The following is an 18,484-nucleotide window of genomic DNA, read 5'->3' as shown; positions in this document are numbered from 1 at the left end:
CTACTCACCTCATGTTTAAGATATTTATTGAGCGGCCCGTCCTCTCAACCGTCATCTCCATTTTGCTGGTGATAGTGGGGGCGCTGGCTTTGTGGAAGCTCCCGATTCAGCAGTTTCCTGACATTGCGCCCCCGGCTGTGCAGGTCACGGCGCTTTATCCCGGCGCCAACGCCGAAACCCTGCTGCGCTCGGTGGCGCCCTCGCTGGAAGAAGCCATCAACGGCGTGGAGCACATGGTGTACATGAGCTCCACGGCCAGCAACGACGGCTCGCTGGTTATCAGCGTAAACTTCCAGCTGGGCACCGACCCCGACCAGGCGGCCGTGAACGTGCAAAACCGCGTGGCACAGGCCACCAGCCAGCTGCCGGCCGAGGTGGTGCAGCAGGGCGTGACCGTGGCTAAGCAGCAGAACAGCTTCGTGATGCTGCTGAACCTCTACTCGGACGACCCGAAGCAATACGACCAGACATTCCTGGACAACTACGCCCAAATCAACCTGGTGCCCGAAATCAAGCGCATTTCGGGCGTGGGGTCGACGGTGCTGTTTGGGGGCAACCGCGCCTACTCCATGCGCATCTGGCTGAAGCCGGCCCAGCTGGCCAGCTACCACCTCACCCCGGGCGAGGTGATGGCCGCCATTCAGGACAAGAACCTGGAGGCCGCCCCCGGCCGCCTGGGCGAAAGCAGCCAGGAAGCCTTTGAGTACGTCATCAAGTACAAGGGCAAGCGCAACCAGCCCCTGGACTACGAAAACATGATTATCCGGGCCAATGCCGACGGCTCGATGCTGCGCCTCAAGGACGTGGCACGGGTCGAGCTGGGCTCGGCCTCCTACAACAGCAACGTCCGCATTTCGGGCAAGCCGGGCATCAACATCGGCGTGTTTCAGGCGGCCGGCTCCAACGCCAACGAGCTGCAGATTGCCGTGGGCAAGGTGATGAAAAAGCTGGAGAAAAACCTGCCCGCCGGCGTGAAGCAGCAAACGATGTACAGCACCAAGGTGGCGCTGGACTTGTCCATCGAGCAGGTTGAACACACGCTGGTCGAGGCCTTCATCTTGGTGTTTTTGGTGGTGTTCATTTTCCTGCAGGACTTCCGCTCCACGCTGATTCCGGCCATTGCCGTGCCGGTGGCCATCGTGGGCACGTTCTTTTTTATGCAGCTGATGGGCTTTACCATCAATTTGCTCACCCTCTTTGCCCTGGTGCTGGCTATTGGCATCGTGGTCGACGACGCCATTGTGGTCGTCGAGGCCGTGCACAGCAAGCTGGAAGAGGGCACCCACTCGGTGAAGGAGGCCACCACCAGCGCCATGAGCGAGATTACGGGGGCCATTATTTCGATTACCCTGGTCATGGCCGCCGTGTTTCTGCCGGTGGGCTTTCTGGAAGGCTCGACCGGGGTGTTCTACCGGCAGTTTGCTTTCACGATGGCCATTGCCATCGTCATCTCGGCCGTGAACGCGCTGACCCTGAGCCCGGCGCTGGCGGCGCTGTTCCTTAAGCACACCCCGCACGACCACGACGGGGAGCACCCCGCGCCCAGCACGTTTAAGACCCGCTTTTTTGCGGGCTTCAACCGCAGCTTCGAGCGGCTGACCGCCCGCTACGTGGGCAGCATCCGGTTTCTGGTGCGCCACAAATGGGTGGGGCTGAGCAGCCTGGTCCTGGTGGTGGTGCTCACCGGCTGGCTGGTTAAGCGCACACCCACGGGCTTTATCCCGTCCGAGGACCAGGGCTTTATCGCCATTTCGATGGCGCTGCCGGCGGGCTCGTCGCTGGACCGCTCCAACCATATTGCCCAGGAAATTGAGCAGCAGCTGCAAGCCATGCCGGCCGTTGACAAAATCAACCTGCTCAGCGGCTTCAACATTCTGACTTCCTCCAGCAGCTCCTCGGCCCTCACCCTGTTCGTCATCCTGAAGCCCACCAAGGAGCGGGGGGCGGTGCAGGACATCAACGCCATCATGGCGACCATGCGCGAGAAGGCGGCCACCATCAAAGGGGCCGATACCTTCGTGTTTACCACGCCCACGGTGCCGGGCTTCGGCAACGTGGAGGGGCTGGAAGTGGTGTTGCAGGACCGCACCGGCGGCTCGCTGCCCAAGCTTGGGCAGGTGGGCCAGGAGTTTATCGGCGAGCTGATGAAGCAGCCCGCCATCGGGGTGGCCTTCACCTCGTTCCGGGCCGACTACCCGCAGCTGGAAGCCGAAGTAGACGAAGTGAAAGCGGCGCAGCTGGGTGTGAGCGTAAAAGCGGTGCTGCAAACCATGCAGGCCTACTTCGGCAGCGCCCAGGCCTCGGACTTCAACCGCTTCGGCAAGTACTACCGCGTCATTGTGCAGGCCGACCAGGCCAACCGCGCCGACCCCACGGCCCTCAACGGGGCCTTCGTGAAAAACGACCGGGGCGAGATGGTGCCCCTGCGCACGCTGGTGCGCCTCAAGCGGGTGTTCGGGCCGGAGACGGCCTCGCGCTTCAACCTCTTCAACTCGCTCACCATCAACGCCACGCCCAAGCCGGGCTACAGCTCCGGCGACGCCATCAAGGCCGTGGAGGCGGTGGCGGAGAAACACCTGCCCTCGGGCTTCACCTACGAGTATTCGGGCCTGACGCGGGAGGAAATCTCGTCGGGCAGCCAGTCCACGGTCGTGTTCCTGATGTGTATCGTGTTCGTGTATTTTCTGCTGGCGGCCCAGTACGAGAGCTACATTCTGCCCTTCGCCGTGCTGCTGTCGCTGCCGGCGGGCATGGTGGGGGTGTTCGCGGCCATTGGCCTGGCGGGCATCACCAATAACATCTACGTGCAGGTGGCCCTGATTATGCTCATCGGCCTGCTGGCCAAAAACGCCATCCTCATCGTGGAGTTTGCCTTGCAGCGCCGCCACGCGGGCGAACCGCTGGTGCGGGCCGCCCTCAACGCCTCCGCCTCGCGCCTGCGCCCCATTCTCATGACCTCGCTGGCCTTCGTGGCCGGCATGCTGCCCATGATGGGGGCGCAGGGCCCCTCGGCCCTGGGCAACCATTCCATCAGCATCGCGGCGGCGGGCGGCATGCTCACGGGCGTGGTGCTGGGCCTCTTCCTCATCCCGCTGCTGTTCGTGATTTTTCAACGCTTGAACGAGCGCCTCAGTGGCACGCCTCACCCCGCCCCGGCCAAGCCGGCCCGGGTGCCGGCCCACGCCACGGTTAGCTAACCTCCATGACTACTCTTCAGAATACCCCCCGGCGCCGCCTGGCGCTGGAGCTGGCCACCCTGCTGGTTATCGCCGCCTCGTGCAACGTGGCCAAGAACATTCCGCTGCCCACGCTGCCGCTGCCCGCCACCTACCGCACGGCCCCCACCGCCGATACGGCCTCCATCGCGGGCCTGCCGTGGCGCAGCTTCTTCACCGAGCCGGCCTTGCAGCAGCTGCTCGACAGCGCCACCGTGCGCAACAACGACCTGCAGCTGGCCCTGCGCAACATCGCCTCAGCCGAGGCCACTCTCAGGCAGGCCCGCTGGGGCAATATCCCCGCCGTGAGCCTACAGGCCGGCGTGACCACCAACCGGCCGTCGGGCAACAGCCTGAACGGCATTTCCCTCAGCCAGTTTCTGGGCACCAAGCACATCGAGGACTACAACCTGGCGGCGGCCGTAAGCTGGGAGGCCGACATCTGGGGCAAAATCCGCAACCGCACGGCCGAGGCCCGGGCCGCCTACCTGCAGAGCCAGGAAGCCCGCAAGGCCGTGCAAACCCAGGTGGTGGCCCAGGTGGCCCAGGGCTACTACAACCTCCTGCTGCTGGACACCCAGCTGGCCGTGGCCCGGCGCAACGTGGCGCTCACCGACAGCACCTTGCGCTTTACCCGCCTGCAGTTCACGGCCGGCCAGGTCACGGCGCTGGCCGTGCAGCAGGTGGAGGCACAGCGCCTGCTGGCGGCCGGCCTCATCCCGCAGTTTGAGCAGGGCATCACGGTGCAGGAAAACGCCCTGAGCATCCTGGCCGGGCGCCTGCCGGGCGGCATCCGCCGCAGCGGCAACCTGCTGGCGTTGCAGGTACCCGTGGTGGCGGCGGCCGGTGTGCCGGCGGCCCTGCTGGCCCGGCGGCCCGACGTGCGCACCGCCGAACTGGCCCTCGACCGGGCCAACGCCGCCGTAGGCTACACTAAAGCCGCGCTCTACCCCACGCTCTCCATCACGGCCCAGGGCGGCCTCAACGCCTTCCAGGCCAGCAACTGGTTCAGCGTGCCGGCGTCGTTGTTTGGCCTGGCCGCTGGGGGGCTCACGCAGCCGCTGCTGCAGCGCCGGGCCCTGCGCACCCAGTACGAGCTGGCCCAGCTTGACCGCGAGCGCACCGTGATTCAGTTTCGGCAGCAGGTGCTGGTAGCCGTGGGCGAGGTTTCCGATGCCCTGGGGCAAGTCACCCGCACCCAAACCCAGCAAACAATTGCCACCGACCGCGTACGGGCGCTGCGCCTGGCCACCAACAACGCCGGCCAGCTCTTCCGCAGCGGCCTGGCCAGCTACCTCGAAGTCATCACCGCCCAAAGCAACGCCCTGCAAAGCGAGCTGGAGCTGGCCTCCTTGAAGCGCAGCCAGCTGGAAGCCAACGTGGAATTGTACCGGGCCGTGGGCGGCGGCTGGCAGTAATAAGCATTTATACATCCTACTCGCCCTCCCTACTTCGACCAGCGGATGCCCGGCAACATCCTCCTATTCCCACCCTACTGCTATGGATACCAAGTCCCTCGTCAAGCTAGCCAAGTCGCTGAGCGACCCCAACCGCCTGCGCATGCTGCAGGAGATTGCGCGCGCGCAGCGGCTGGGATGCGCCAATCTGTATGAGTTTGTGCCCATCAGCCAGCCCTCCATGTCGCAGCACGTGAAGGCCCTGGTAGATGCCGGGCTGGTCCACTCGTGCAAGGAGGGCCGCAACATGTACTTGACCATCAACACAGAAAAGCTGCAGGAGTTGGAAAGCTTTCTGCAGTTGCTGAAGATGTGCTAGCGCTTATGTTGCAAGTCACTGCTTAACAATGCGTTGTCAAGACGTGCCGAAGCAAGGTCTCGTCGGGAAAACAAGCAACCACTCAACCCCCATCCCATGAAAATCGGAATCATTGGTACCGGCCCCGTCGGCGGCTTCCTCGCCAGAAACCTGGCCGCCCTCGGCCACCAGGTGAAAGTGACCAACACCCGCCAGCCGGCCGAACTGGCCCGCAAAGCCCAGGAATTGGGGGCTAGCCCCGCCACCCTGCAAGACGTGGTGCAGGACGTGGACCTCGTTTTTATCGCCGTGCCTTTCAAGGTACTTGCCGAGCTTCCCAAGGACCTGTTCCGGTCGTTGCCCCCCGAGGTAATTGTGGTGGATACCGGCAACTACTACCCCTTCCGGGACGAGAAAATCGAGGCGCTGGAGCAGGGCACGCCAGAAAGCGTGCTGGCGGCCGAGCAGCTGGGCCGCCCCATCCTGAAAGCCTTCAACAACCTGCTGGCCGAGACGATTGCCAGCGGCGGCACTGCACCCGGCACGCCCGGCCGCATTGCCCTTTCCATTGCGGGCAACGACGAGCGCGCCAAGCAAATCCTATCCGACCTCTGCAACGACTTCGGCTTTGACGTGGTGGACGGGGGCTGTCTGGCTGACTCGTGGCGGCAGCAGCCGGGCACACCAGCCTACTGCACCGAGCTCACGGCCCCGGAGCTGACCCAGGCCCTGGCCAACGCCGTGCCCGGCAAGGCTCCCGCCATCCGTGATGAAATTATCTCGGAACTGCTGCAACGCAAAGCCTGGCCCACCCGCGAAGAAGTGGTGGCCGGCAATCGTGCCCGGCAGCTAGGTAATGCGTAGCCAGTCCAGGCCCTCCAACCGAATACAACTTCAGTACAAACTCACATGGAAAACCAGCAACCCCCGACCGTCCTTGTTTTGGGCGCCAGCGGCACCATTGGCCGTCAAGTGGTCAAAGACCTGGAAGGGCAAGCCGTCAACGTACGCATCACGTCGCGCAATCAGGAGACGGTAGAACAGCTTCGCCGCGAAGGAAAAGACGGCCACTACCTGGACCTGGATGACCCGAGAACCTTTGCGCTGGCGCTGGCCGGGGTGGACCGGGTGTTTCTGCTAACCGGCTACACGGTGGCCATGCTCACGCAAAGCAAGACCCTGGTGGACGCGGCCAAGAAAGCCGGCGTCCGTCATATCGTGCACGTGGGCGTGTTCGCGGAGTGGGATACGACCGACGCGCACTTTGCCTGGCACCAGCTGATTGAAAAGTACATCGAGGCCAGCGGCATCGCCTGGACCCACCTTCATCCGAACATGTTTATGGAGGTGTTCACGGGGCTGTACATCCCGAAGAATCTAACCTACACCAGCTACTGGGACGACCGGCGGGTCGGCTACATTGCTTCCAGTGACATTGCGGCGGTGGCCGCCAAAGCCCTCGTCGACGGGCCAGAACGCCACGGCGGCCAGCATTACTGGCTAAGCGTCGAAACCTTCAACGGCCAAGAAATTGCGGCGCTGTTAAGCGAAGTGACCGGTCTGGAAATCAAGCACGAAAACAAAGGCCTGGAAGGCTTTAAAGAGCTGATTGAAACGCTGCTGGCGAATGGGGCGGAGAGCTGGTATGCCAAGGCCAACATTGACTTTGTGACGCAGATGCTCGACGGCCGAATGTCCTACATGTCCATGGTGCAAAACGATATCCCCTACGTTCTCGGGAGACCTGCTAAGACCCTCCGGGAATTTCTGGAGGAGCATAAAGCGGCGATTGTGGCGTCAGCGGGGTCGATATAAAGGACAGGCCGGTGCTGGAAATCATCGGCTAGGCCTACGCCTGCCGGGAAGGTTCTGCCGGGGCAAAAGCACGCATTTATACTCCATGTGATGAACAATAGAAAAACGTTAAAGCTGGCCGCGGTCATCGATGGGCCGGGGTGGAATTTTTCCTCCTGGCGCCACCCCGCCATGCCCGCCGACGCCGGCGAAAACATCGATTTCTTCATTCAACAGGCGCAGCTGGCGGAGCAGGCCAAGTTCGAAACCCTGTTTTTGTACGACGTCAGCCACGTCGGTCCCGGCAACATCCCGTACTACCTGAGCATGTTCGAAGGGGGGACGCTCATGTCGGCCCTGGCCATGAAGACGGAGCGCATCGGCCTTTCCCTGACGGCTTCCACCTCCTACACCGACCCCTACAACCTGGCCCGGCAGGTCCTGTCGCTGGACAAGCTCAGCAAGGGCCGGGCCTCGCTGAACGCCATTACCTCCAACCCGGGCGGGATGGTGAACTTCAGCCGTGGCCACCTGGGCAAAGCCGACCAGTACCCCATGCACGAAGAGTTTCTCGAAATCCTGCTGGGGTTGTGGGACACGTACGAGGACGACGCCTTTCCCCGGGATAAGGAAAGCGGCGTGTTCCTGAACCCGCGCAAGATGCACCCCATCAATTTCCGGGGCCAGTACTTTTCGGTGGATGGCCCGCTGAACCTGAGCCGCTCGGTGCAGGGCCGGCCGGTTTTGTACATGGCCGGTAGCTCGCCCACCTTCGTGGACCTGGCCACGTCCTACACCGACGGCGTCTTCATGGCGGGCAGCACCTTCGAGGAAACGGTATTGCTGGCGAATGCGCTGAAAACGAAGCTGCTTGAAAAAGGCCGGTTGCCGGAACACTTTGTGGGGGCCATTTCGCAAAACCCCATCGTGGGCCGCACCGATGCCGAGGCCTACCAGAAGTACCGGGAAATCCTAGCACTGGGGCCATACTCGCACACCCCCGTCCCCTTGTTCATGGGCTCGGCCGAGCGAGTCGCCACGGAAATACAGCGGTGGTACGAGGCCGGGGCCATCGATATGTTCATGGTTCGGCAGGACCATCCCCACGGGCTCCGGGACTTCATCGAGCTGGTGGTACCCATCCTGCAGGAGCATGGCCTCTTCCACACGGAGTACGAGGCCGAAACCCTGCGGGGCAATCTCGGCCTGCCAAAACCTGCGTTCCGAACCGTTTAACCAGCACCCCAACTGTTACTGCTATTCAATCCCTTGGCCTACAGTTACGAGCGGCCACTTACCGAAAGAAATTATGCCTACGCCCATCAACGAGTCCAATCGCCCGGAAAAGCCACCGGTCGCCTATTCTATCTTAGACCTGGCCATCGTCTCGCAAGGCGACACGGTGAAGCAGACCCTGAACAAGTCGTTGGCGCTGGCGCAGGCCGCTGAAGCAGCCCACTACACCCGCTACTGGCTGGCCGAACATCACAACTCCGATAATATCGGCAGCAACTCGCCCTCTTTGCTCATCGGGTACGTAGCGGAAAATACGACCACCATCCGGGTGGGCTCCGGCGGCATCATGCTGCCCAATCACTCGCCGTTGATTGTGGCCGAGCAGTTTGGCACGCTGGCACAACTCTACCCGGGCCGCATCGACCTGGGGGTGGGCCGGGCGGCGGGTACCGATTCGCCGACCGCGCAAGCCATCCGGTCGGATTTTAGGCAGGCGGCCCAGGCCTTCCCGCAGGAAATCAGCAAAATTCAGACGTACTTCTCGCCGGCCAACAAGCAGGCCGCCGTGCGGGCCCCGATTGCTGAGGGCGTCGAGGTGCCCTTGTACATCCTGGGTTCCAGCACCGACAGCGCCCACCTGGCGGCCAAGATGGGACTGCCCTATGCATTTGCCAGCCATTTTGCCTCCACGTACTTACACCAGGCGCTGCGCATCTACCGCGAAGAGTTTCAGCCTTCGGCGACGTTGAGCCACCCGTATACCATCGTCGCCATCAACGCTTACGTGGCTGATACCGACGAAGAAGCCCAACGACAGTTCACGAGCGTCATCTGGATGTTTGTCGGCATACTAACCGGAAGAACCAGAGAGCCCATGCAGCCGCCGACTGCCATGACCGAAGACCTGCAAGACATGTGGCAGCACCCGGCCGTCTACCAAATGCTCAAGTACTCGTTTGTCGGCAGCAAGCAAACCGTGAAGCAGCAGTTGCAAGCCTTTCTGGACGAACCGCAGGCCGATGAGCTCATTACCGCTTCCAGCATGTATGCTCTGGAAGACCGGCTCAAATCCACCCGGCTGTTTGGGGAAATCATGGCGGAGCTTAACGAAAACAGGTAAGGCAAAAGGCGAGTAGCGCCTAGCAAGCTAATTAACCCAAGTTGCGGACTAGCATCCGGCTTGGTCGAGGGTGTGGACAAAGATGAACAGGGCGAGCTTGAGGACAAATCCAGCGGCGGTGACGGCATGAATATGCTTAGGGAAGCGGGCGGTGAGCTGACTGAACGCGGTTTCGACACCTTTGCGAAAATGCTGGAGCAAAAAGGCTTGTGCGGGCGAGTGCGGGCGTTTGCTATTTTTTCGACGGGCGGTGTACTGGTGTCCGCCGGTGGCTTCGGCGAACACGTCTTCCAGGGCGTAGTCGGTGTAGGCGGCATCGGCATACAGGACGCTGCCAGCGGGTAAGTCCGCAGGCATAGCCCGCAAGCCGGTGATGTCGGCTTCGCTGCCGGCATGCACATAAAACTCGACCGGCACGCCATCGCTGGTGGTGATAACCTGAACCTTGAAGCCATAGAACCACTGTCGTTTGCTGGCCGAGCGCCCACGATAAGCGTTGCCCGTCAAGAGTTTGCAGCGCGGAATGCGGATGTTTTGGCAGACGGCCACGGGAAACGAGTCGATGACGTAGCGGGCGTCGGTGTGCAGCTCTTTGAGCACCTGGCCGCACGTGGCGAATAAGGCCAGCAGCGTGTCCGTCAGCGCGTGCAAGCGACGGGTGAAGCCACTCTTTTCCAAGCGGTTTTGGCCCCAGTGTTGTTCCATGTAGTGACGGCCCAGCGTGAGGTTGCCCCCGAAAAAGCGGGCGGCCACCAGCGCCGTGGTCAGCACCTGCGCGTCGCTCAGACGCCGACGAGCGTCGGCTGGCAGCGGCCGCACGGGGCGGGTCAGGGTCAGCAAATCGTCCAGAAAGCAGTACATTGCAACGGTCTGTTCGCGCATGGTCAGAGCGGGATGGGGAGGTCAGAGACCCCAAACCTAGCCTGTTCACGTCGAACAGACTTTTTTTATGACCAAACTACTCCGCAACTTGGGTTACTTAGAAGTAGTTCGGGGATTGATTAAGGAAAAAACGACGCTGGAAACCAAGCAGCAGGAAGTATCAGATTTGCTGCGCGACGACCTGCCAAGCCGTGAACAACGCTTCAACCTAGCCCGCCAGCAACAGCAAGCCCAAATACAGCGAAGGGAATTGTGGCTAGTTTCCGACGAAGAGGCATTGAGTGCTTATTTTCAGCACAAACCGCTGGTCGGGGACCAGTCGCTGAGTGTGGTTTCGGAGGAAATCTTAGCCCAGTGGTTGGATAAAGCAGAAAGTAGCCTGCCATTAGCACAAGAGCTTGCTCAAGAGAAATCTACTATCTGGCACCAGGCGCAACACGAGTGCCATGTAGCTGAGGAAGAATACGAGAAAGTTGTGCGCGAACCATACCCTGAGGCATTGGACACGGTACAACTGTTAAACAAACCATCGTCCGAGGATTGGAACAAATGCCATGACGCATACCAACAGCGCTTTGCAGTACTAGCTGCCAGCTACGTGGGGGAAGCTACGGCTCTACGTTATCAACCAGATACTGACCTAGGGCCACTGATAGAAGCAGCACTTTCGGATACGTTGGAAGCGTTGGTACACGCCGATTCTGATACTCTACTTGACCAGGCAGAGTACCAACTGCGGGCCATTAATGAGCAAAGCGCCCGGATAGCAGAGCGTAAAATGAAACTGCTGGGGGAAGTCTTCGAGGAAGTAGAGCAGGCGGTAGAAGATTACCAGAATGAGATTGGAAAAATCAGCCGGTATTTCCAGCGGGGTAAAACACCCATTACGGGTGGATTGCGGCCGGTACTGAAAAAGAAATTTTCCGAAAAATTCCCGTTGGAATGGCTTCGCTTTTTTCGAAAAGTGTTGCGAAGCCGTGAGGATGGCAACACGCAGGAATTCCAAAATTTAGGTGGTTTATCCGGAATGGATGACCTGATGCGTGGAGCATTTCAAGCCTACACCCAGCAAAGCAGTGCGCCAACTGTACTGGAACTGCTCAACCCTAAATCTTACCTCGAATTGAGATTTTATATGGCCTTTCCCAATGGTGAGCCTGATAAGGGAAGTACCGGCCAGACTTTTATGTTTGCGGCGCTACTCAATATAGCGCGGCTGTCTATCATCGGCCGCGACCAGCCGGGCATTCGCTTTATGGCCATTGATGAAGCGCACGGTCTGGGTAGCAACCTCACCACTCTGTTACGCTTGGCCCGCACAGGCACGGAGAAGTACCAGTTGATTTCTCTATCGGTAGAGCCGTTGCTGAACGATGCTGCTCCGCAACATAAACAGTACTTTTTGTTCGAAAATCCTGCCCCTAACGCCAGGTTGAATGCACCGCCGATAATGGTGGATAAGGCGTTAGTGGCAGAGCTAGATTTCCCAACTACTTTGTTTAACGATGAACCTGATAGACCAGTTACCACTCTATAAGCTTTACCAGGAAGTGCCATGGCAGCATTTGCGGGCGTTACATCAGTTGCGCACCATCGGCGAAACTTATATCAAGATTCACGATAGCCCGTATTGCCAACATTTGGTAAGCAAGGGATTACTTGACCGTAAGCGACCAAGTGCCGACCGTACCTGGCGTGCCGATGAGCAGCGATTCAATCAGGAATATGACCTGAAAATTGGTCTCTTGTACCAGGAGGCAAAGCAGTTTCTGGATGCCTATGACCTTGATAAAGCGCAGGCGCGCTTTACCTTGGCCGAAATTATGGGCTTACAGCGTATTTATACGCAGTGTGACATTCTAGTTAAAGAAGAGCGTTCACGCGGGTACATCAGCAGCACTTTTTTGGGTAGTTCTAAACTGCTCAAACACAGCGAAGCGCTGGACCGGGTAGTTTTGCGAATTCTCAGTCTGGAAAAATATCCGCAGCTGGATAATATCCTTGACCGTGCCCTAATGATAAGTGGTTGCCCGCGCGGTCGTCGTATTGTGCTCTGCGAGAACGATGCTTATTTACGCCAACCCGATAAAGCAGAAGCCTTACGCACGGCCTTATGGTATGCAGGCGGTAACAATATCGCGAAGTTGCAGCACTCGCCTGACCCTGACTTAGCCTTCTACTACTCCTGTGATTGGGACCATCATGGTTTACTAATATATGCCCGTCTACGGAAAATGTATGAAATGCGGGGCTACCGTTTGCAATTACTAACCCCCGTAGCCGTAACCAAAGAAAAGCGGAAAAAAGTTGGTTCGCTTAACCATAATAGCAAATGGGACAAGGCCCACTGGAAAACGCATTTGCAAGGCGATGACTCAGAAGATAGTCTGTTTACATTGCCACAGCAACGACTCATCAGCAGTCTGATTGCTGCTAATGAGTGGATTGAGGAAGAAAGCAATGATTTAGCCGAACTCCTGTTGGCTAATAATGTACTCGTCGATTGAGCTTAGAGCCTGTTCCACAACCTATAATTTCGCTCGAAAGCCCACACTAGACAGGTATTGACGTCGATTACCTATCAAAGTTCTAGTAAAAAATATCCATGTCAATAAAAACAAGTATTTTTATTGACACAAAGAAAGAAAAACCGCCTCCGAAATGGGTCGGGAGATGGTTTTTCTGCAAAACGTTTTTATTGGTACAATGCAGCTTGTGAAGTTAAGTAAGCTTCATACTATATTTACGAACGGACAATATTATCCGTGCATAAACAATCAAGTTATGGCTGAAAATTATCGAATGCTCACAGAGAGTATTCAGGAGAGGATTAATCCAGACCATTTAAGTCTACAGAAAGCATTCTCTACAGACTTTGAAATTGAGCTGTCGACCTTGAACTACAGCGATGTGGTGAAATACATTCGCCTTGCGATGAAGGGTGTTGGTGCAGAATACACCAACAGAAGCTTCCAAGCGGGTGAGAATGCAAAAACTCATCTAAGGAACGAATTGACGAACGTAAACTTTGAGTACCAGGGCTCTGTGATGACTAACACCCACATTAGAGCACATAGTGATATTGACCTTCTGACCATATCGAACGACTTTTTTTCGTATGACCACGCTGGCATGTCTCTGGTTGCGAACAATACCAACTATCAATCGTCTTATTTTCCTCGACAGGTTCAACTACTTAAAGAAACGGTAGAGGGGCCTAGGTATAGCGGAAGCGCTACCGAAACGTTAAGACAATTACGTCTTGATTCTGAAGGGATTCTCGGCAGAAAATATGTTACGTGCGATAAAACGCATGCTAAAGCAATCAAAATCAGAAATCAGGGCATCGGACGCGATGTTGATGTTGTGATTGCCAACTACTACGACGATATCACTTCTGTGATAAACAGCAAGGGGCGTTACAGAGGTATTCAGGTTTATAACAAGGACACCAACGCTAAAGGGTCGGCAGATTACCCGTTTTTGAGTATTGACCGAATTAACGAACGAGGCATACAAACGGTAGACCGCATAAAACGCATGATTCGTTTTTTGAAGAACATGAAAGCGAAGTCGGGCCATGATATCACTCTTAGCAGCTTTGACTTCAACGCAATCTGCTATGATATTCCTGCTGCAAACTACCGGACGAGCACGTTTCTTCAACTAGTTCCTGTCCTACACGACCAAATACAAAGCATCTGCTTTAACTCGTCACACTCAAACAGACTGACGTCAGTCGATGGTCGGGAACACATTTTCAGGGACAACCCTACAAAATTAGCTCAGCTTAGACTAGTATTTGCTGAGTTATCCAGTGTTTATACTGATTTGTTAGCTTCCGGAGCTAGATTGTAATTTGGCTTGTAAGTCAAAAGAAAAGGCGAAGCAGTTTATGCTTCGCCTTTTCTTTTGACTTACAAACTGACGTCTTCCAAAATAGTTACGTGACCTTTAGTCCAAGTATTGCGACCAATGTAGTAACGCAGCACATTGGCAAAATTCTTCAGTTCTCGTCTTTCGAGATTTTCTTTGTCTAAGTCTACGCCAACGGTTCCTGAAGGCATAAAAAGTTTTATGGCCTCTAGTATTGTGTTGAGAGTGGTGGGAATGTCGAAGACGTGCGCGTCAAGAGACATTCCTGGCCCTTCATGTGGAGGGTCTATCTTAAAATGAAACGGGTACCCACGACCACCAGCAACATCTAGAACTGCGGTTTCTGCACGTTCTAAAGAATATTGCTGATTGTAAGCATCTGTGAATGCTCCAACGCCGTCATCATCAATGTTTTCAGGAAGCACTACAGTCATTTGATAAGTTTTCACCTCAACTTTATCCCCGTTATAGGAAAGAAGCTTATTCTTGCCAAGCTTCTCGCAAACAGGCTTGATGAAGTTTGTGAAATAGCCCATAGCAAGCGCTGTGGATGGCACAAAACCTAATTCACTTTGGCTTTGTGCGGCGTGAATTGAACCGATAAGACGCCCTACTACGCTATCGATGTGTTCATGAGCACCCGGTGCTGCAGCATCATCGAATGTCAGGACAGATACGCCATTGAAATCAGACGGCAAATTGGCACCTTTTTGTGCAAATAGAAATGCCCTATCAATGCTGGTGGCTCCTAAGAACAGACCGAACTCAAAAATGACGTTGTCTCTCGGTACATTCCTTTCAGTACCACGTTCGGCATTAGTGGTTACGTCGTCTTTGGTAGCTATCAGCAACGCAAAATCAGAGAGTTTAGCTTGCTTGACCAAAGTATCCAGTGTGCCCCGATTAGGCTTGAATACGTTGTCATCGTACCATTTGACACATCGCGCAATTCCCATGAGCATTGACTCAATATGGTCTGCGTATTTCATCCCTTCCTTAGATGAGCCAATGAAAAGTCTTGGGTCCATGTTATACTTATTTTGTGAGAGCACAATGATAAGCTTTTTCCATTAAAGAAAATTAGCTGCCTTAGAAATTTCTTTGCCAGTGCCGCGCAACTTGTGTGAGATTGAGATGAAAAGCTAGAAAGCAAATTAGGCAATGATATATGAGCGAATGCCAGTACCCAAAGCAAAGCTAATAGCGCAATTTCGCATAAGCAGGGAGGTCGTTTTGGGCGTTCGGAGCTACGGGGTCTTTATTGCCTACGCACTCGCTTCCAGTGCTTATATAAAAATGGCCCCGCGTCATTGGTGCTGGAGTCACCTTCAAGACTATCAAGACAAGCAACTCCACGTAAACAGCTTAGGCTACTAACGAACCACTAGGCCGACTCGCAACGGCTTATGGGATAGCACGCCTCATTACAGCGCGAAAACGCGACATTGTTCAGCAAAAGCTACTCCGTTTAGGCTGGCTAACTTTCAAAGGATGGATTACCCTCAGTGGACTTATCGCCGATTCTCACCAATCTCCTGCCTACTTGGCTAAGGTCAATGGAGGCACAGTAGCTGGCTCCCACGACTCGTCCGTGATATCACGGAGCTGTCAACGTCCTATCAAGAAGGACTACTTCAAACACCCTTCCGAACCTTAAATCGGACCCGAGGGTCCCCTCCAGGGTCCCCCGGAAAACCAAAATGGCCTTCCTGATATCAGGAAGGCCATAGTTGGTAGTCCGTAGGGGAATCGAACCCCTGTTGGCAGAACGCCTTCTAGCTTCCTATTTACCTAATTACCAGCTATTTTTGAAATAGCGTTTGAGCTAAAATAAGCCCTGACGGTACAGACCCAAATAGTCTGTACCGCCCTCAAAAGTAGCTGAAAAAGAGACAATTTGTCGGGGCTATTTCACGGGAAAGTATCACCAGCCATACTGCGGAGTAATTCATTTAACTCCCTAATCAACTGACTGATATGGCAACAACCAGTGCATACGTCCGCGTCGTCAACGCTAAGAAAACCACGCAGCCCGTCGGGGTGAAGTACAGCCACCGCCGCGAGTGGTTTGGGGTGACAACCGGATGCTCTATAGAACCGAACCTCTGGAACGCAGATACTGGCCAAGCCGGCGCCAACTGCAAAGAAGCCGCTGACATCAACGCCGCCATCGCCCGCGTCTCGTCTGAGCTGCAAACCATCGCCGCCGGGCTTACGAAACAGGGAATCGACCCCACCGTGGCGGCAGTACGTGAGGCCTATAAGGTCAGCAAAAGTCAGCAGGTGGCGGAGGAAACAGCGGCACCAGCGGAGGCTGAACCGGAACCGATTATCGCGCTATCGTTCCTGTACTACCTGGACAAGTTCATCCAGAGCAAAAACGGCGGCTACACCTACGCGCAGATACGTGCCCGCTCCAAGAAGCTCCGCAAGGAAGACCGCACGGCGAAAATCCCACCCACCGGCGGCGTGTTCGCTTACAACACGATGAAGACCTTCTACGGGCTGTACGTCAACATCGAAGAGTTTCAGAAGCACGAGCGCCGCACGTTGATGCTGGAGGACTTCGACAAGGCATTGCTCACGCGCTTTCAGGCGTTTCTGATTGGGCAGAAGAACTACCTCAACGCTTCGGTTTGCAAGGCCATCAAGAGCCTGAAACGAGTGCTCAACCAACTCGCCGACGACGACCTGATGCCGCACACCAAGTACAAGCGCTTCATCCTGTCGGACAAGAAGAAGGTAACAGCCCGCACGGTGATAGCACTGTCGAAACAGGAGTTGCACGCGCTTTGGGCGATGGATGTCGATAACAAGCCAGGCGTTGGCTACGTCCGCGACCTGTTCGTGCTGGGCTGTTCGACCGGCCTGCGCTACTCGGACCTCACCCGCCTGGGCCCGTCCCACGTCCGCAACAACGAAATCCACATCGAAACCCAGAAGACGGGCGAGGAAGTCACCATCCCGCTCAACCCGATTTCGGCGGCGATTCTGACGAAGTATCACCGGCGGATTCGCAAGGTGTCCATCCAGAAGTACAACGAGCACCTGAAGACGCTGCTGCAACTGTTGCCGTCGATGCGTGAGCCAGTCGAGCGGGTGCGTTGGTCAGGTGCTGAACGACGGTCGGAGGTGGTGCAGAAGTGGGAGTTGGTCACTTCTCACACTGCCCGGCGGACGTTCATCAACGTGTCCTTGGAATCGGGCGTCAGCGTTGCGGTGCTTCGCGGTTGGGTCGGCCACGCCAACCTAGAGCAACTCCTTGAATATGCCGACGCAACTCGCAATGCAGCAAGCGAAATGGGCAAGGCATTCGGGAGCTAGAACAGTCTTTTTCTAGCCCTTTTGGCTCCACCACCGAGCCCGAACCTCTCTGTAAGCCTAATCGCTTGCTGAATAGTCCGGGCTTGGTGGTGGAGCTTTTTTAAGCTCTTTTTCGAGCTGGGCTGGCTAGTTGAGCATTCACTGCTTCTGAAAAAAAATGCTCTTTGGGGGCAATTTTTTTTTCTGTAAAAACAGCGAGGGAACGCAGCAAATGGCTAGGGTGAGTGAGCAAGTTGGCGGCAAGAGAAGCCCTAAAATGTGGCATTCTCGGAAGTGGTGAAAAGGACGAAATTTCGCACAGAAAAAGCTGAGGGAGAACGGTGTACGAGCGGAATTGATGGCGCATCTTTACAACGTAATCCACGAAGGATTAGCGTTTTAACCCCCAATCACGATGGCTAAGAAAATCGCCGCCGCCCAGGTTGAAGCAACGGAAGTTGCCAACGACACCACCACCGAGCAAGTAGTTGACGCTGCTGCCGAAACCACCACCGAAGAAACCACTGAAGAGGCCACTACTGAGAAGGCCAAACGCGAACGGAATTACTCGCAAACGGCCATCGACAAAGCTGACTTAGAGCGGCTGAATGCTTTCAAGGAAAACATCAAAACCACGCGAAACCTGAACGTTAGCAACCAAACCATCTTATCTGCTGCGCTCGATTGCTTGGCTGAGAATATGGAGCCCTTCTTGAAGAAGCTCGTTGCAGACGCTAACACCAAGCAACGGCAGAAGGACTTGAAAGCTTTCGAAGCACTGAAAGCAAAGCTTGCCTTGGCTGATGATGCTACTGAAACGGAAGCAAAACCAGAAGCAGAAGCTACGGAAGCAGCTGAGTAAGTAACCAAAAAGAGCCCCGTCAGAAACGGCGGGGCTCACTTTTTGACTTTTATGATAGTTAAAACCGACTTCTTCGATTCTTTCGTTGCTACCGCCAAGGCTGGCGACATACCCACCACGCCGAAAGTTGGCCGTAGCTTCAGCGTCAAAGGCCACTCACTACACGCTGAGCTTTCCCTAATTGCCGATGCCAAGGCACTCAAAACGCTTTCGCGCTTGGAAAGGGCTGACGTGCGGTTCTTCGACCCGAGAAACCCAGCTCGACGCATCGCAGGGCCGTTCTGCCTGCTGCCGCTGCTCGTGAACAACCGCCTAGTGGACATCTTCTGCGCCGAGGTGTACGGCGGTATGGTGGCGCTGGCCATCTATAGCGACGAGCCGTTGGCCGCGTTTAAACTCATTGATGAGGTGTGGGAGGCAGCCAAGGTGTAGCGCATAGCC

The 18,484-nt window shown here is 56.3% G+C and carries 15 protein-coding genes and 1 pseudogene; 13 read left to right on the top strand and 3 right to left on the bottom strand.

Annotation, left to right across the window (positions count from 1 at the left end; translation table 11 throughout):
• Positions 1-11 precede the first annotated feature (11 nt).
• From Q5H93_RS06375 to Q5H93_RS06345, 7 genes are all read left to right on the top strand, one after another.
• Positions 12-3,197: an efflux RND transporter permease subunit gene (locus Q5H93_RS06375; RefSeq protein ID WP_305005666.1), complete on the top strand. Its 3,186-nt coding sequence runs from the start codon at positions 12-14 to the stop codon at positions 3,195-3,197.
• A gap of 5 nt (positions 3,198-3,202) precedes the next feature.
• Positions 3,203-4,633, top strand: coding sequence for a TolC family protein (locus tag Q5H93_RS06370; protein ID WP_305005665.1), 1,431 nt, complete (start codon positions 3,203-3,205; stop codon positions 4,631-4,633).
• Between the two features lie 82 nt (positions 4,634-4,715).
• Entirely contained in the window at positions 4,716-4,991 is a 276-nt protein-coding gene (locus tag Q5H93_RS06365) for an ArsR/SmtB family transcription factor (protein WP_305005664.1), read from the top strand.
• Positions 4,992-5,024: 33 nt separating this feature from the next.
• The gene (locus tag Q5H93_RS06360) at positions 5,025-5,834 is read left to right on the top strand and encodes an NADPH-dependent F420 reductase (RefSeq protein WP_305005663.1); all 810 of its coding nucleotides are present in this window, start codon (positions 5,025-5,027) and stop codon (positions 5,832-5,834) included.
• A gap of 45 nt (positions 5,835-5,879) precedes the next feature.
• Entirely contained in the window at positions 5,880-6,785 is a 906-nt protein-coding gene (locus tag Q5H93_RS06355) for an NmrA family NAD(P)-binding protein (RefSeq protein ID WP_305005662.1), read from the top strand.
• A gap of 90 nt (positions 6,786-6,875) precedes the next feature.
• A complete protein-coding gene (locus Q5H93_RS06350; protein ID WP_305005661.1) occupies positions 6,876-8,000 on the top strand; it encodes an LLM class flavin-dependent oxidoreductase in 1,125 nt (374 codons plus the stop codon).
• A gap of 73 nt (positions 8,001-8,073) precedes the next feature.
• Positions 8,074-9,120, top strand: coding sequence for an LLM class flavin-dependent oxidoreductase (locus tag Q5H93_RS06345; RefSeq protein ID WP_305005660.1), 1,047 nt, complete (start codon positions 8,074-8,076; stop codon positions 9,118-9,120).
• A 48-nt stretch (positions 9,121-9,168) separates the two neighbouring features.
• Here Q5H93_RS06345 and Q5H93_RS06340 read toward each other — a convergent pair whose 3' ends face one another.
• The gene (locus tag Q5H93_RS06340) at positions 9,169-10,002 is read right to left on the bottom strand and encodes an IS982 family transposase (RefSeq protein WP_305005659.1); all 834 of its coding nucleotides are present in this window, start codon (positions 10,000-10,002) and stop codon (positions 9,169-9,171) included.
• A gap of 67 nt (positions 10,003-10,069) precedes the next feature.
• Here Q5H93_RS06340 and Q5H93_RS06335 point away from each other — a divergent pair, with 67 nt between their 5' ends.
• The 3 genes from Q5H93_RS06335 to Q5H93_RS06325 all read left to right on the top strand — a co-directional run bounded on the left by Q5H93_RS06335 (position 10,070) and on the right by Q5H93_RS06325 (position 13,860).
• The gene (locus tag Q5H93_RS06335) at positions 10,070-11,539 is read left to right on the top strand and encodes a hypothetical protein (protein WP_305005658.1); all 1,470 of its coding nucleotides are present in this window, start codon (positions 10,070-10,072) and stop codon (positions 11,537-11,539) included.
• On the top strand, positions 11,508-12,509 hold the full coding sequence (locus Q5H93_RS06330) for a hypothetical protein (RefSeq protein ID WP_305005657.1): 1,002 nt from the start codon (positions 11,508-11,510) through the stop codon (positions 12,507-12,509). Before Q5H93_RS06335 ends, Q5H93_RS06330 begins: the two co-directional genes overlap by 32 nt.
• Before the next feature lie 277 nt (positions 12,510-12,786).
• Entirely contained in the window at positions 12,787-13,860 is a 1,074-nt protein-coding gene (locus Q5H93_RS06325; RefSeq protein WP_305005656.1) for a nucleotidyltransferase-like protein, read from the top strand.
• 59 nt (positions 13,861-13,919) lie between these two features.
• Here Q5H93_RS06325 and Q5H93_RS06320 read toward each other — a convergent pair whose 3' ends face one another.
• Positions 13,920-14,906: an STING domain-containing protein gene (locus tag Q5H93_RS06320; RefSeq protein WP_305005655.1), complete on the bottom strand. Its 987-nt coding sequence runs from the start codon at positions 14,904-14,906 to the stop codon at positions 13,920-13,922.
• 703 nt (positions 14,907-15,609) lie between these two features.
• Positions 15,610-15,712 (bottom strand): annotated as a pseudogene (locus Q5H93_RS06315).
• Between the two features lie 143 nt (positions 15,713-15,855).
• Between Q5H93_RS06315 and Q5H93_RS06310 the strand changes: the two are divergent.
• The 3 genes from Q5H93_RS06310 to Q5H93_RS06300 all read left to right on the top strand — a co-directional run bounded on the left by Q5H93_RS06310 (position 15,856) and on the right by Q5H93_RS06300 (position 18,475).
• A complete protein-coding gene (locus Q5H93_RS06310) occupies positions 15,856-17,202 on the top strand; it encodes a tyrosine-type recombinase/integrase (protein ID WP_305005654.1) in 1,347 nt (448 codons plus the stop codon).
• 394 nt (positions 17,203-17,596) lie between these two features.
• A complete protein-coding gene (locus Q5H93_RS06305) occupies positions 17,597-18,043 on the top strand; it encodes a hypothetical protein (protein WP_305005653.1) in 447 nt (148 codons plus the stop codon).
• A gap of 51 nt (positions 18,044-18,094) precedes the next feature.
• Positions 18,095-18,475 (top strand): hypothetical protein, encoded by a 381-nt coding sequence (locus tag Q5H93_RS06300; protein ID WP_305005652.1) that lies wholly within the window; start codon positions 18,095-18,097, stop codon positions 18,473-18,475.
• The last annotated feature ends 9 nt before the right edge of the window (positions 18,476-18,484 follow it).

The sequence above is a fragment of the Hymenobacter aranciens genome (genome assembly GCF_030580865.1).
GTDB classification, from domain to species: domain Bacteria; phylum Bacteroidota; class Bacteroidia; order Cytophagales; family Hymenobacteraceae; genus Hymenobacter; species Hymenobacter aranciens.
The sequence above is the reverse complement of the archived record's forward strand: the minus strand, read 5'-3'. Positions and strand labels throughout refer to the sequence as shown.

Bases quoted from the DNA above. Each gene is read 5' to 3' on its own strand.
- Q5H93_RS06375 (WP_305005666.1), top strand. From the start codon at position 12: ATGTTTAAGATATTTATTGAGCGGCCCGTCCTCTCAACCGTCATCTCC.
- Q5H93_RS06370 (WP_305005665.1), top strand. From the start codon at position 3,203: ATGACTACTCTTCAGAATACCCCCCGGCGCCGCCTGGCGCTGGAGCTG.
- Q5H93_RS06365 (WP_305005664.1), top strand. From the start codon at position 4,716: ATGGATACCAAGTCCCTCGTCAAGCTAGCCAAGTCGCTGAGCGACCCC.
- Q5H93_RS06355 (WP_305005662.1), top strand. From the start codon at position 5,880: ATGGAAAACCAGCAACCCCCGACCGTCCTTGTTTTGGGCGCCAGCGGC.
- Q5H93_RS06350 (WP_305005661.1), top strand. From the start codon at position 6,876: ATGAACAATAGAAAAACGTTAAAGCTGGCCGCGGTCATCGATGGGCCG.
- Q5H93_RS06345 (WP_305005660.1), top strand. From the start codon at position 8,074: ATGCCTACGCCCATCAACGAGTCCAATCGCCCGGAAAAGCCACCGGTC.
- Q5H93_RS06340 (WP_305005659.1), bottom strand. From the start codon at position 10,002: ATGCGCGAACAGACCGTTGCAATGTACTGCTTTCTGGACGATTTGCTG.
- Q5H93_RS06335 (WP_305005658.1), top strand. From the start codon at position 10,070: ATGACCAAACTACTCCGCAACTTGGGTTACTTAGAAGTAGTTCGGGGA.
- Q5H93_RS06330 (WP_305005657.1), top strand. From the start codon at position 11,508: ATGAACCTGATAGACCAGTTACCACTCTATAAGCTTTACCAGGAAGTG.
- Q5H93_RS06325 (WP_305005656.1), top strand. From the start codon at position 12,787: ATGGCTGAAAATTATCGAATGCTCACAGAGAGTATTCAGGAGAGGATT.
- Q5H93_RS06320 (WP_305005655.1), bottom strand. From the start codon at position 14,906: ATGGACCCAAGACTTTTCATTGGCTCATCTAAGGAAGGGATGAAATAC.
- Q5H93_RS06310 (WP_305005654.1), top strand. From the start codon at position 15,856: ATGGCAACAACCAGTGCATACGTCCGCGTCGTCAACGCTAAGAAAACC.
- Q5H93_RS06305 (WP_305005653.1), top strand. From the start codon at position 17,597: ATGGCTAAGAAAATCGCCGCCGCCCAGGTTGAAGCAACGGAAGTTGCC.
- Q5H93_RS06300 (WP_305005652.1), top strand. From the start codon at position 18,095: ATGATAGTTAAAACCGACTTCTTCGATTCTTTCGTTGCTACCGCCAAG.